At 55.7% G+C, this 12,991-nt stretch carries 12 protein-coding genes; 5 read left to right on the top strand and 7 right to left on the bottom strand.

The annotated features are described in order from the left end of the window. Window positions 1-32: 32 nt before the first annotated feature. Both C1N59_RS06190 and mgrA read right to left on the bottom strand, forming a co-directional pair. Window positions 33-383 carry a DUF2502 domain-containing protein gene (locus tag C1N59_RS06190; RefSeq protein ID WP_054633383.1) on the bottom strand — a complete coding sequence of 117 codons (351 nt, stop codon included), beginning with the start codon at window positions 381-383 and terminating at the stop codon, window positions 33-35. A gap of 151 nt (window positions 384-534) precedes the next feature. After that, the gene (mgrA, locus tag C1N59_RS06195) at window positions 535-1,524 is read right to left on the bottom strand and encodes an L-glyceraldehyde 3-phosphate reductase (protein ID WP_006120370.1); all 990 of its coding nucleotides are present in this window, start codon (window positions 1,522-1,524) and stop codon (window positions 535-537) included. A 216-nt stretch (window positions 1,525-1,740) separates the two neighbouring features. Between mgrA and C1N59_RS06200 the strand changes: the two genes are divergently transcribed. Beyond that, window positions 1,741-3,393, top strand: a complete 1,653-nt coding sequence (locus C1N59_RS06200; RefSeq protein WP_054687345.1) for a thiamine pyrophosphate-binding protein — start codon at window positions 1,741-1,743, stop codon at window positions 3,391-3,393. Window positions 3,394-3,555: 162 nt separating this feature from the next. Then, a complete protein-coding gene (gene glk, locus C1N59_RS06205) occupies window positions 3,556-4,521 on the top strand; it encodes a glucokinase (protein ID WP_039339845.1) in 966 nt (321 codons plus the stop codon). A gap of 49 nt (window positions 4,522-4,570) precedes the next feature. Here glk and C1N59_RS06210 read toward each other — a convergent pair whose 3' ends face one another. Together C1N59_RS06210 and C1N59_RS06215 are read right to left on the bottom strand one after the other, a co-directional pair. Beyond that, window positions 4,571-5,299, bottom strand: coding sequence for a LytR/AlgR family response regulator transcription factor (locus tag C1N59_RS06210; protein WP_054687347.1), 729 nt, complete (start codon window positions 5,297-5,299; stop codon window positions 4,571-4,573). Further along, on the bottom strand, window positions 5,296-6,966 hold the full coding sequence (locus tag C1N59_RS06215) for a LytS/YhcK type 5TM receptor domain-containing protein (protein WP_394550793.1): 1,671 nt from the start codon (window positions 6,964-6,966) through the stop codon (window positions 5,296-5,298). The genes C1N59_RS06210 and C1N59_RS06215 overlap by 4 nt, the downstream gene beginning before the upstream one ends. A 250-nt stretch (window positions 6,967-7,216) precedes the next feature. On the opposite strand from C1N59_RS06215, the gene C1N59_RS06220 reads away from it, so the two are divergent. Both C1N59_RS06220 and alaC read left to right on the top strand, forming a co-directional pair. Continuing rightward, entirely contained in the window at window positions 7,217-7,741 is a 525-nt protein-coding gene (locus tag C1N59_RS06220) for a GNAT family N-acetyltransferase (RefSeq protein ID WP_039339839.1), read from the top strand. A 116-nt stretch (window positions 7,742-7,857) separates the two neighbouring features. Continuing rightward, complete coding sequence (alaC, locus tag C1N59_RS06225) at window positions 7,858-9,093, top strand: alanine transaminase (protein WP_006120363.1); 1,236 nt, start codon at window positions 7,858-7,860, stop codon at window positions 9,091-9,093. A 49-nt stretch (window positions 9,094-9,142) separates the two neighbouring features. Here the strand turns inward: alaC and ypdK are convergent, their stop codons facing one another. The 3 genes from ypdK to C1N59_RS06240 all read right to left on the bottom strand — a co-directional run bounded on the left by ypdK (window position 9,143) and on the right by C1N59_RS06240 (window position 12,047). Beyond that, window positions 9,143-9,214: a membrane protein YpdK gene (gene ypdK, locus C1N59_RS06230; RefSeq protein ID WP_006120362.1), complete on the bottom strand. Its 72-nt coding sequence runs from the start codon at window positions 9,212-9,214 to the stop codon at window positions 9,143-9,145. Window positions 9,215-9,410: 196 nt separating this feature from the next. Beyond that, window positions 9,411-10,439, bottom strand: coding sequence for an HlyD family secretion protein (locus C1N59_RS06235; RefSeq protein WP_039339837.1), 1,029 nt, complete (start codon window positions 10,437-10,439; stop codon window positions 9,411-9,413). A gap of 6 nt (window positions 10,440-10,445) precedes the next feature. Continuing rightward, complete coding sequence (locus C1N59_RS06240) at window positions 10,446-12,047, bottom strand: MFS transporter (RefSeq protein ID WP_394550432.1); 1,602 nt, start codon at window positions 12,045-12,047, stop codon at window positions 10,446-10,448. Between the two features lie 153 nt (window positions 12,048-12,200). Between C1N59_RS06240 and C1N59_RS06245 the strand changes: the two genes are divergently transcribed. Continuing rightward, entirely contained in the window at window positions 12,201-12,986 is a 786-nt protein-coding gene (locus C1N59_RS06245) for an IclR family transcriptional regulator (protein WP_006120359.1), read from the top strand. Window positions 12,987-12,991: the final 5 nt, after the last annotated feature.

The following is a 12,991-nucleotide window of genomic DNA, read 5'->3' on the forward strand; positions in this document are numbered from 1 at the left end:
TGTCTGCCGGCACGCAGGCCGGCAGAGGACGGTTAGCGGTAGTGATGCGGCTCAGGGTGCGCATGACGCCAGTGGCGTCGTTCATGTTCCCACTGGCGTTGCCGTTCACGCGCGTGCCAGCGACGTTCCCGTTCCGCTTCCTGATGACGTCGCCAGGCATCATGCCGCCACCAGCGTCTTTCCTTATAAGCGTAGCGATCGTTAAACCAGCGCGGTTCACGCCAGCGGTCGCCATCCCAGTAATAACCCCGGCGGTCCCGGTCGCCCAGATGCAGCGTGACGCCTGGTGCCAGGCGTATTTCATTTCCCGAGGCTTGTGCTGTGTGCATCGCCAGCGGCGTTAACACTGCTATGAAAGCAGCAAAGCATACTCCACGTATCATTATCTTCTCCTGCAGCAGCTTATGATTACTGCTGTCAGGCCATTTTGACGGTATTGCACAAAGAAGCCTGCACATGTTGTCTGAAAATACGCGAAAAACAGGGCTTTGAGAGTTTTCTGGCACAGAAGCCCGCGTGCGCGGGCAACCCGTATCAGGCCAGTATCGCCTCAATGGCGGCGAGTTCGTCTGTCGAGAGCGGTGACTGGGTCAGCATCTGCACCGCGTCGTCAATTTGTGCCGTTTTACTGGCCCCGATCAGCACGGAGGTAATGCGCGGATCGCGCAGCACCCACGTTAACGCCATTTGCGCCAGTTTCTGCCCACGCTGTTCTGCCAGATCGTTCAGCTTACGCACCCTGGCCATTTTCTCTTCCGTCAGCTGATTTTCATTCAGGAACTTACTGCCGCTGGCGACGCGGGAATCGGAGGGAATACCCTGCAGATAGCGATCGGTCAGCACACCACCCGCGAGGGGCGAAAATGCGATACAGCCTGTGCCATGCTCATCCAGCGTCTGCAATAAGCCCTGTTCCGGCGTGCGTTCAAACAGGGAGTAACGGGGCTGATGAATCAGGCAGGGTGTCCCCAGATCGCGCAGAATCGTCATCGCTTCAGCCGCCCGCTCCGCCGGATAGTTGGAAATGGCGGCATACAGCGCCTTGCCCTGACGGACAACGTGATCCAGCGCCCGCATGGTTTCTTCCAGCGGCGTTTCCGGATCGGGACGGTGATGGTAAAAGATGTCAACGTAATCCAGGCCCATTCGACGCAGGCTCTGGTCCAGACTCGCGACCAGATACTTGCGCGAACCCCAGTCGCCGTAAGGGCCTTCCCACATGGTATAACCAGCCTTGGTTGAAATAATCAGCTCGTCGCGATGCGCCTGAAAATCGTCGCGCATAATGCGACCAAAATTGCTTTCTGCGGAACCGGGCGGCGGACCGTAGTTATTCGCCAGGTCAAAATGGGTGATGCCGCAGTCAAACGCATGGCGCAGCAACTGCCGGCTGGTTGCTAATTGGGTGCTGTCACCAAAGTTATGCCACAGGCCCAGTGAAATCGCAGGAAGCTTCAGTCCACTGCGTCCACTTCGACGCCATTGCATATGCTGATACCTGTCGGGGCGAGGAAAAGCTGTCATAGAAAAGTCCTGAGTGAAAACGATTAAATGTGCCAAAACAGTGGGAGTGTATACGGTTACACTCAGGATTAATCCGTGTCAGATCGCATATCTGCCGAATAATCCACGGTCGTAACGCTTGCTTGCCATGTAATCCGTTGGCGAAATGACAGGCACTGTTCGCTAAATTAACGCCATGTCAGATACTTATCAAAACACTCCCTAAAGGAATTCGCTATGTCCTCTTATACGGTTAGTGATTATCTGTTGGCGCGTTTGCAGGCGTGCGGTATTCGACATCTGTTCGGCGTACCGGGTGACTTTAATCTGCAGTTTCTGGATCGGGTGATTGCGCATCCGACAATAAGTTGGGTGGGATGTGCCAATGAGCTGAATGCCGCTTACGCTGCGGATGGCTATGGACGCTGTTCGGGTATGGCGGCGTTGCTCACCACCTTTGGCGTAGGGGAGCTCAGCGCAATCAACGGTCTGGCAGGCAGCTTCGCAGAGTACGTGCCCGTGATTCATATCGTGGGCGCGCCGTCGAGCCAGGCGATGCAGCAGGGAGACTGCGTGCACCACACCTTAGGGGATGGCGATTTTGGCCATTTCATCCGCATGGCAAAAGAGGTTAACGTCGCCACCGCGCAACTGACCGCTGAGAATGCCACCGCCGAAATTGACCGGGTTTTGTGCAGCGTGATTCAGCAACATCGTCCGGGCTATCTGCTGTTGCCTGTCGATGTTGCCCAGGCCGAAACCGCTGCGCCCGTTCATCCCCTGGTATCGTCGGCTTCGTCACCCGAATCCCTGCGCAGCGCGTTTCGCCAGGCCGCCGAGCGGTTACTGGCACCGGCGCAACGCGTCTCACTCCTGGCCGATTTTCTGGCGCAGCGCTGGCAACAGCAACCGGCGCTGGCTGCGTTACGTGCCGGGCGTGCTTTTCCGTGCGCCACACTGCTGATGGGCAAAGGCGTGCTGGATGAGCAGCAGCCGGGGTTTGTGGGCACTTACGCAGGTGAGGGCAGTGAAGGCCCGGTACGCCAGCAAATTGAAGAGGCAGACGTCACGCTCTGCGTCGGCGTGCGCTTTACGGATACGATTACCGCTGGATTCACTCAGCAATTTCGCCCCGATCGGCTGATCGACGTGCAGCCACACAGCGCCAGCGTCGCGGGACAGACGTTTGCCCCGTTGTCGATGGCCGATGCGTTGCAGACATTACTGCCGTTGTTCGAACGCTATGGCGCAGGCTGGCAGTCCGCCGGGCCAGTGAAACCGGCGGCGCCTGTCCCTGACGCGGCCATCATCAGCCAGTCTGCCTTTTGGCAGGCCATGCAGTCTTTTATTCAGCCCGGCGATATTATTCTGGCGGATCAAGGCACCGCGGCGTTTGGCGCGGCGGCGCTGCGCCTGCCTGCCGGGGCGCAGCTGCTGGTACAGCCGTTATGGGGATCCATCGGTTATACTCTGCCAGCCGCGTTTGGTGCCCAGACGGCACGCCCGTCACAGCGCGTCATCCTGATCATTGGCGATGGTTCGGCACAGTTGACCATTCAGGAACTCGGCTCGATGCTGCGGGATGATCAACATCCAATCATTTTTCTGCTCAATAATGAAGGCTATACTGTGGAGCGGGCCATTCATGGCGCAGACCAGCGTTATAATGATATTGCCCAGTGGAACTGGACAGCGCTGCCGCAGGCATTCAGTTTACACTGTCAGGCACAAAGCTGGCGCATCAGTGAAACCGTGCAACTGACCGCACTGATGGCGCAACTGACACAACAACACAGACTGTCGTTTATTGAAGTCGTGATGCAAAAAGATGACCTGCCGCCCCTGTTACGTAAAGTCTCAGCCTGTCTGAGCCAGCGCAACGGCGGATGAGATTCGGAAAGTTGCCTCTGTGCAGGCCAGACTAACGCGGTTAGGCTGTTGCACACACGAGTCAGACGCTCACCTCAAGCTTCGGTGGGCGTTGTTGTTTTATCGGCAGGATTTTATAGTGTCCTCCAACTCTTTAAGACCCCCAAGCGGAGCACCAGAAGAATGACAACTTATGCCTTGGTCGGCGATGTCGGCGGCACCAATGCCCGCCTCGCTTTGTGTGAGGTGGAAAGCGGCAGCATCTCCCAGACCAAAACATTCGCAACATCAGACTACGACAGCCTCGAAGCCGTCATCCGCCATTATCTTGATGAACAAAAGCAGGATATTAAAGACGGCTGTATCGCCATTGCCTGCCCGATTACCGATGACTGGGTTGAAATGACCAACCACGACTGGGCCTTCTCGACTAAAAAGTTGAAGGCGAACATCGGTTTTGAACACCTGGAAATTATTAACGATTTCACCGCTGTCTCCATGGCGATTCCTATGCTCGGCGAAGAGCATGTCATCCAGTTTGGCGGTAAATCGGCGGTGAAGGATAAACCGATCGCGATTTACGGTGCGGGAACCGGCCTCGGCGTCAGCCATCTGGTACACGTCGACCAGCGCTGGGTCAGTTTACCCGGTGAAGGGGGACATGTTGATTTTGCCGCTAACAGCGAAGAAGAAGATCAAATTCTGGAAGTCTTAAGGGAAGAATTAGGTCATGTTTCAGCAGAACGTGTGTTGTCAGGCGCTGGTCTGGTCAATCTCTACCGTGCGATTGTAAAAGTCGATAACCGTGAGCCGGAGAATCTGAAGCCACGCGAAGTCAGTGAGCGCGCCCTGGCGGACAGCTGCACCGACTGCCGTCGTGCCTTATCGCTGTTCTGCGTCATCATGGGGCGTTTTGGCGGTAATCTGGCGCTGAACCTCGGGACCTTCGGTGGCGTTTACATCGCGGGCGGGATCGTGCCGCGTTTCCTGGAGTTCTTCAAAGCCTCGGGTTTTCGTGCCGCTTTTGAAGACAAAGGGCGCTTCCGTGACTATGTTGCCGATATCCCGGTTTATATGATCACGCATGACCAACCCGGGCTGTTGGGTGCCGGTGCGCACCTGCGCCAGACGCTGGGCCGTATTCTCTAGTTTGCAGGCTCTGTCCTGCCCGACGCAAGGGCAGAGCCGCCTTTCCCTCTCACAACCGCATCAGTAGCCGAAACGCTTTTACTTTGCTGCGGCTGACCGGTACCTGTACTTCCATATCCCGCAACTTCAGCAGATAGGTATTGTTAAACCAGGGTTCGATTTCCCGGATTTTGTTGAGGTTGACGCAGTAGGACCGGTGGCAGCGAAAGAACAGGTGTTCGGGCAGGCGTGAGCAGAATTCCGTCATTGTCATCGACATCACATAGGCTTCACGGCGGGTATAGACGAAGGTTAACTTCTCGTGCGCCTCAACGTAGTAAATGTCATTCACGTCGGTCACGATAATGCGTTCATCTTTGGTCAGATTCACGGTCAGTACGCTCTGCGCCATTGGCGTCTGAGTGGGCGCGTGCTGTTGCTGCCAGGTGGCATCCAGCTTGTTCAGCATCGTGACGATACGGGATTCATGATACGGTTTCAGAATATAGTCAAACGCTTCCAGTTCAAAGGCTTCCACGGCATGCTCTTTCCAGGCCGTGATAAACACAATCAGGGGCTTATGAACAAACTGATGAATACTCTTTGCCAGTAACATGCCATCCAGAGAGGGAATATTGATGTCGAGAAAGATCACATCAACCCGATGCTGCTGCAGATATTTGAGGACATCCAGACCGTCATCAAAGCAGGCCGCTATCTCAATCTTACTGTGTTGCTGAATCATCCAGCTCAGCTCTTGCTGGGCCAGAAATTCGTCCTCGACGATGATGGCTTTCATGCAAGGTTCCCCACCAGTAACTGCCCGGTTTTGCTCAGTGTAAACGCGATTTCGGTGCCGGGCTGATGACGCGCAATGTGCAGCCCTTCGCCCGAGAGTAACTTCACCCGGTGATGGACATTTAACAGGCCAATTTTATTGCCGGGCATTTCGTTGCGAGCCACACGATCAATCACCTCGTCACTGATCCCTTTACCGGTATCACGCACGGCGATGCGCACGCGGTCGCCCAGGTCTCGCACACTTAACGTCACCACACCTTTACCTTTACAGGGCTGAATGCCATGAACAATAGCATTCTCCACCAACGGCTGAATCAGCAGGCTGGGCAGGGAAAAATGCAAATCCTCGTCAATGTCATAAATCATGGTTAACTTATCGCCAAAGCGCGCCTGCTCAATCGCTATATAATCTTTTACCTGCCAGAGTTCTTTCTTGATATCGATAAGCTCATCGTCATTCAGTTCGAGGTTGTAGCGCAGATAGCGCGATAAGTTGATGACCAACTGGCGCGCCGTATCGGGATTGAGCCGGATAGATGACGAAATGGCATTCAGCGCATTGAACAGGAAATGCGGATTAATTTTGCTCTGCAGGGCACGCAGTTCCGCTTTATTGGCCATTTCGCGCAGTTGCTCCGTACGCGAGACTTCCAGCTGCGTCGAAATAATCTGGGACAGGCCTACCGCCATCTCTTTCAGCGAGCCGGTGATGCGGTGCGCACGACGGTAATAAATCTTCAGCGTGCCGGTCACCTTGCCTTTTTCCCACAAGGGGATGACGATCATGGAGTGAATATCTTTCGTCCGGTGGGCTTCGTCATTGTTTTTGATGATGATCTTCCCACTGTGCATCGCCTGCGCCGTCGTCGGGCTGATCCCGTCGTCACCATGCTGGTAATTGTGTTCACCGTAGCCAACATAGGCCAAAATCTTCTGCTTGTTGGTCATCGCGACGGCATCGGCCTTGATTTCCCGTCTAATGATGTCACAGACACGGCGCAGGGAATCGCTGTTGACCTGACGGAACAGCGGCAGGGTCTGGTTAGCGATATCCAGCGCCAGTTTTGCCTGACGTGCTGCAATAGCCTCTTTTTCACCTTCCACGCTCTGCACCAGCAACACGATTAAGCCAATGCTGGCGGCGCCCAGAATCATCGGCAGGGCAATTTCAGAAACAATGGTCAGCCCGAGCGCGGTGGGCGTGGCCCACAACACGATAAGCAGCATGGTCAGACTTTCGCAAAACATGCCGCCCAGAATCCCTACCAGCCAGCGCCGTTCGCGCTGCACCCGGCGATGAATGGCACCGGCGACAATGCCGGCGATGATGCTGGTCATCAGGCAGGGCACTGACGTCACACCATGAATATCTATCAGGAAGCGGTGCAGACCGGCAATCACACCGGTGGTAATGCCAACCCAGGGACCAAACAAAATACCGCCAGCCATCACGGCGATCACCCGTACGTTGAGCAATGAACCGTCGACATTGCCCCCTGACCAGGTACTGAAAAGTGCAAACAGTGAAAAAATGGCAATCACGGCCGCTTTTTCCAGCGCCGTATGCTCATCTTTCTGCAGGATCTGACGAAAAGGTGGGGTTCGCGTCAGAAAAAACAGGCAAATCAGCATCAGCGCCGCACGGTCAAAGACGGCCAGAAGCATAGTAAAGTGTGAAGTCACAGGCGACTCTTCAGCGAGGTCAAAGAAGGTTATGATAAAAAATGTGATGATGTTGTGCCAGCGTGCCTGACAGCCAGCCGGGCAGTTCATGTTTTAGATCAATTTATTCAAAAGCTGAAAAAGAGGAAATGTTGAGCTCATTTAAGAGGAACGTTTTTCCGCTGCCAGTGCGGCCCGGTCCACTGTGGTCAGGCCCGGTGACTTTATTACGTGTTATCGCCCGGAGTGATGTATGCATCTGACTACCTCGCGTTTGACGTTAACCTCTTTGCAGCCTGAAGACTGGCAGCTGTTTCGTGCGGTACATGAAGATCGCGATACTATGCGCTGGGTAAGTGACATTCCCGATGAAGATGATATCCGTGAGCGGTTTCGTCAGCGTCTGGCACCCTGGCAACCCGGCAGTTTTCACATGTTATGCCTGGTCATCAGGCGGCGCGACAGCGGGGAAGCCATCGGGTTATTGGGTTGTACGCCTGAATGGCAGCCCGCCCGTCAGGCGGAGGTGGGGTATATGCTGCTGCATCGCCACTGTGGTCAGGGGTTTGGCAGTGAAGCGCTGGAAGCGCTGTGTGCGTGTTTGTTCGACGCCGATTTTCTCAAACTCCGGGCGCTGGTGGTGGAAGGAAACTGGGCTTCCCGGCGAATTCTGGAAAAAAACGGCTTTCTGCTGAAACGGACGCTGCAAAATAATTATCTGCTGAATGACCGCTGGGTGAATGACTGGCTGCTCGAGCGGCTCAATCCGGGAAAATAAAAAATTTTCTGCTCCTCTCGACAAAGTTGTTATTAGCGCGTTATGTTCTTGTTGAGGTCACCGCAGTGACCAGCGTCGCTCGGACGGTCCGGGCGCTAACGTTTCCAGAGGATACCATGGCTGATAACAGCACCACTCGTCGTTTCTCGCGTATTGAACGCCTGCCCCCTTACGTCTTTAACATTACCGCTGAACTGAAGATGGCTGCGCGTCGGCGCGGCGAAGATATCATCGACCTTTCAATGGGTAATCCCGATGGCGCGACGCCGCCGCACATTGTCGAAAAACTGTGCCAGGTGGCTCAACGTGAAGATACGCACGGCTATTCCACATCGCGCGGTATTCCTCGCCTGCGGCGTGCTATTTCACGCTGGTATCAGGAGCGTTATCAGGTAGATATTGATCCCGAATCGGAAGCGATAGTCACCATTGGTTCCAAAGAAGGTCTGGCTCACCTGATGCTGGCCACGCTTGACCATGGCGACACGGTGCTGGTGCCGAATCCCAGCTATCCCATTCATATCTATGGGGCCGTTATCGCAGGCGCTCAGGTGCGCTCCGTCCCGCTGGTGGAGGGCATTGATTTCTTCAATGAGCTGGAGCGTGCTATTCGCGAGAGCTATCCTAAACCTAAAATGATGGTGCTGGGTTTCCCGTCGAATCCCACTTCTCAGTGCGTAGAGCTGGACTTTTTTGAGCGCGTCATAGCGCTGGCCAAACAGTACAACGTGCTGGTCATTCACGATCTGGCCTATGCCGATATCGTCTATGATGGCTGGAAAGCGCCGTCCATTATGCAGGTGCCTGGCGCACGGGATGTGGCCGTCGAATTTTTCACCCTGTCAAAAAGCTATAACATGGCCGGCTGGCGCATAGGTTTTATGGTGGGCAACAAAGAGCTGGTCGCCGCCTTAGCCCGAATCAAGAGCTACCACGATTACGGCACCTTTACGCCCTTACAGGTCGCGGCGATTGCGGCCCTGGAAGGGGATCAGCAGTGCGTGCGCGATATTGCCGAACAGTATAAACGTCGCCGCGACGTGCTGGTGAAAGGGCTGCATGAAGCGGGCTGGATGGTGGATATTCCCAAAGCGTCGATGTACGTCTGGGCAAAGATTCCGGATCATTATGCGCATCTGGGCTCGCTGGAATTTGCCAAGCACATGCTGCAGGAAGCGAAAGTATGCGTTTCACCCGGCGTGGGCTTCGGTGATTATGGCGATACGCACGTCCGATTTGCACTGATTGAAAACAGCGATCGTATCCGACAGGCGGTAAGAGGCATTAAGGCGATGTTTCGCGCCGACGGCATTTTGCCGGGCAGCGTGAAAAGTATGGAAGAACAGATTTAACATCCCATTGGGGCGACCACCTGTCGCCCCTGTGGAATGCCTGCAGAGACTACAGCATCAGCACAAAGGTGCCGACCCAAAGTAGTACAAAGAAAGAAATTCCCATCAGCGCATATTTCACAAGCGAACTCCTCTGAGCGGTTACGATATTGGCGATCCCATCCAGCGCAACGCGGACAGAAAGGATAAGGTCGCCGTTCAGATTTACGGTCAACGATCTCCCGTACGAACTGAATAACTCAGAACAGGATCGGGGCTAATCTACGCGTATTCAGACCGAAAATAAATAGTTTGGTTCTGAGAGTTTGTTCACATTTTTATCGAACGTCAATGTCCGGCACTGCCGACATGCCCACGCGGAGTTGCGCCAGGTTTTTCTGGTTCTGGTCCAGGACAATTTTAACCGGTAATCGCTGAACCACTTTCGTGTAGTTGCCGGTCGCATTATCGGGAGCAATCGCCGCAAATGTCGCGCCTGTCGCGGGGGCAAGACTGTCGACGTGACCGGTAAAAATCTGGTCAGGCAAAGCATCTACCCTAATGCGGACGGGTTGACCCGGACGCACATCCTGCAACTGCGTTTCCAGATAATTCGCGGTGATATAGGTTTGTTGTAACGGCACCACCGCCAGCAAACGGGTACCGGCGGAAACATAGGCGCCCAGGCGCACTGCGCGCTGTCCCACCATGCCGGCCACCGGGGCCACAATGCGGGTGTAAGACAGATTAAGACGTGCCTGGTCGACGCTGGCCCTGGCGGCAGCAACATCCGCTTCGGCGGATCGGACGGCTGCCTGCAGCACGCCAACCTGCTTAATCGCAGAAGCGAGCGCGGCTTCACTCTGACGCACCGCGGCGCTGGCAGAGCGCTGCGCCGAGCTGGCTTTTTGCTGCTCGTCAGCGGCAACGGTGCCGCGCTGATAGAGACGGTTATAGCGTTCGGCACTCTGTCCGGCATACTGCGCCGAAGCCTGACTGGCGGAAACGCTGGCCTTCTGTTCATCAATGACCGACTGCTGCTGCTCCAGCTGTGCTTTGCTGCTCAACAGTTTGGCTTCACTGACCTGCAATGCGGCCTCCGCGCTTTCCAGTGCCACTTTGTAATCGCGATCGTCCAGCGTCGCCAGGAGTTCACCGGCGGCAACCTGCTGGTTATCTTTCACCCTGACGCTGGCGATGTACCCCGACACTTTGGGCGCAACAAGGGTGTAATCGGCATTGACCCAGGCATCATTGGTACGGTGATCGTTACGGGTCATCACGGACCAGACAATCAGCGCCATCGCCAGCAAAACCAGCAGCAGCAGGGAAAGCAGCACGGTTTTTCTCATTACTAAAGCACGCATATACAGTTATCTCGACGTGGAGGTTGCAGGTTGAATCAAGGTTTGGGGCGGCCAGACGCGTTTGGGCAGCCAGGCGGTGACGACCAGCAGCAGCAGCGCAAAACCGATCAGCAGCAGCCAGGTATCACTCAGGCCGAGCACCAGCGCCTGGTGCTTTATCTGGGTAGCAAAGCCGCGCAGATTCTCGACGGAACTCACGCTGCCATCGGGCAACAGCGGAAACTGACTGCTGGCCTGACTGCTGTTGGGGGCGGTCATCAGCCACGGCCTGCTGCCCGCTTGGTTGACGAGGATACTGGAGTGAAACTGTTCACGATGGCTGACAAACCATGACACCAGGGTAGAGGCCGCAATGCTGGAAAACCCGCGTACCGTGTTGAACATCGCCGAGGCAAAAGGTCCTTCAGGCGGTGCTACCACGCTGGTCGCGCTCATCAGCACGGGCAGAATCACCATCGGCTGGCCTACGGCCTGCAACGCCTGAATCAGCCAGAAGTTATCCCGCGCCCAGTCCGTTGTGATCTGCATACCGAGCAGGCAGGAGGCAATCAGGAAGCACAAGCCCACTGCCAGCATCCAGCGACAGTCAATCCAGCGGATATTCAGCAGGGCGGCAAGCAACGGCGCCACAACGAGCTGGGGCAACCCAATGGTCAACGCCAGCGGCGCGAACTGGGCGATGCGAAAGCCATCGACCTGGGCAAAATAGCTGGAAGGCAGGGCAGAGCCGGACAGCGACACGATCAGGACGCCGGCCAGTACCAGCAGGCCGTGCAGCAGGTTAGGTCGCCGCAGCATCTGCAACTTAAACAGCGGCAGGGGATGGAACCACTCATTGATTAAAAAGACGATGAGTAACGGCACGGCGGCCAGCAGCATAGCGGCAATCAGCGGAGAATCCAGCCAGTCAAGCCGTTCGCCCTGGCTGAGTACCAGAATGATTAACGCCATCCCGCTACAGCCTGTGAGCATCCCGAACAGATCGATCTGCTGAAAACGTTCTGTGCGCAACGGATCCTGAGGCAATCCCCAGCCGGTTAATACGAGGGCTATCAGCATACCGGGCACAACCTGCCAGAAGACAAACATCCAGCTGACCTGATCGGTCCAGAAGGCGGCCAGCGACGCGGCCATATTCGGCCCGAAGGTGGCAGTAAGGGCATAGGCGCCTAATCCATAGAGCTTGAACGGCGGTGGCAGAAAACGCAGGGCGACGGTCATCAGCATCGGCGGCAGCGCGCCGCCAAAGAGCCCCTGGATCACGCGTAATACCATAAAGAGCACAGGATCGGTCATCAGCGGTAACAGTATTCCGGACAGCATAAAGCCGACCGAAACAAACAACGTAAAGCGGCGCAGGGAAAACGTCACCGCGAACCACGGCGCAATCATCATGGCGGCCACTTCGGCAGCCTGATAAGCCGAAACAATCCAGCTTCCGTCGTCGTAGCCCATACCGAGGGCAGCACGAATATCGGCCAGCGCAATATCACTGACGCGATCGTTGAGCCCGGAGGTCAGCGCCGCGATCCAGACGCCAAGCAGGCCCAGGGCGAGACGTAAGGTAAAGGGATGCAGCGGCGGCGCAGTGCCAGGCTGGGTCGTCATAGCAGGTGTCTCATTGTTTTTTTGGTTCGATGTATTGCGATGCGATACAGGCGGGGCGATATTACATGGCAATATGCTGTATTGCAATGTGGTACACGCTGTAAAACGTGCGCTTTTCGGGTTACAGTAAGCCAGCTCAAAAAGGACGACGCTATGACTCAACAATCATCCAGCCGCGAAGATGAAAAAACGGGCGGTATTCAGGTTATTGCGCGCGCGGCTAAAATTCTTAATGCTCTGGGCGAGCATCCCGGTGGCATGAGTCTGGGCGAAATCGCGCATGCGGTTGATCTGCCGCGTTCTACCGTACAGCGCATTGTGGCCGCGCTGGACAGCGCCGAACTGGTTCGAAGCAGTGGGGCGGGCGGATTGCGTCTCGGGCCAGCTTTACTGAAGCTGCTCGCCAGCGTGAACACGGATGTGGTCGATTTGGTCAAGCCGCTGCTGGAAAAACTGTCGGCGGATACCAATGAAACGGTCTCCCTGTCCCGCGCCAGTGGTGCGCAGCTTGCCGTCATTCATTATGTTGTGGCGTCGCGCGAGCTGCGGGTGGTTCCCCGTATCGGACTGGAGCTGCCGCTCTACAGCACCTCGGGTGGCCGCGCCTTGCTGGCGCTGGAAAGCGATGAAGACGTCCGGACGCTGGTGGGAGATGCCTGGCGCGAACTCACGGACAAGACGGTTAAGACGCAGGCAGCACTGTTAGAGATGCTTCGGGAAGTGCGTGAAACCAGCATTTCCTACGACCGTGGTGAAACCCTTGAAGGCGTTTCAACCATGGCCTTTGCGCTCGATACGCTGTTTGGCCGCTTTGCGGTCTCCTTACTGGTGCCCACGGCGCGGTTTAAGAAGCATGAATCACGCTATCGTGAAGAAATGTTGCTGTGCAAACAGGCTCTGATTCGTGAAATTGGCAAAATTGCCGCTGTTGAAGGATGAGTGCT

The sequence above is a fragment of the Pantoea sp. SGAir0183 genome, from assembly GCF_043545505.1.

What these genes read in the sequence shown, in the direction of transcription:
- C1N59_RS06240 (WP_394550432.1), bottom strand. Translation starts at nt 12,047, where the DNA reads ATGACGACCCAGCCTGGCACTGCGCCGCCGCTGCATCCCTTTACCTTA.
- C1N59_RS06210 (WP_054687347.1), bottom strand. Translation starts at nt 5,299, where the DNA reads ATGAAAGCCATCATCGTCGAGGACGAATTTCTGGCCCAGCAAGAGCTG.
- glk (WP_039339845.1), top strand. Translation starts at nt 3,556, where the DNA reads ATGACAACTTATGCCTTGGTCGGCGATGTCGGCGGCACCAATGCCCGC.
- C1N59_RS06220 (WP_039339839.1), top strand. Translation starts at nt 7,217, where the DNA reads ATGCATCTGACTACCTCGCGTTTGACGTTAACCTCTTTGCAGCCTGAA.
- C1N59_RS06245 (WP_006120359.1), top strand. Translation starts at nt 12,201, where the DNA reads ATGACTCAACAATCATCCAGCCGCGAAGATGAAAAAACGGGCGGTATT.
- mgrA (WP_006120370.1), bottom strand. Translation starts at nt 1,524, where the DNA reads ATGACAGCTTTTCCTCGCCCCGACAGGTATCAGCATATGCAATGGCGT.
- alaC (WP_006120363.1), top strand. Translation starts at nt 7,858, where the DNA reads ATGGCTGATAACAGCACCACTCGTCGTTTCTCGCGTATTGAACGCCTG.
- C1N59_RS06200 (WP_054687345.1), top strand. Translation starts at nt 1,741, where the DNA reads ATGTCCTCTTATACGGTTAGTGATTATCTGTTGGCGCGTTTGCAGGCG.
- C1N59_RS06235 (WP_039339837.1), bottom strand. Translation starts at nt 10,439, where the DNA reads ATGCGTGCTTTAGTAATGAGAAAAACCGTGCTGCTTTCCCTGCTGCTG.
- C1N59_RS06215 (WP_394550793.1), bottom strand. Translation starts at nt 6,966, where the DNA reads ATGCTTCTGGCCGTCTTTGACCGTGCGGCGCTGATGCTGATTTGCCTG.
- C1N59_RS06190 (WP_054633383.1), bottom strand. Translation starts at nt 383, where the DNA reads ATGATACGTGGAGTATGCTTTGCTGCTTTCATAGCAGTGTTAACGCCG.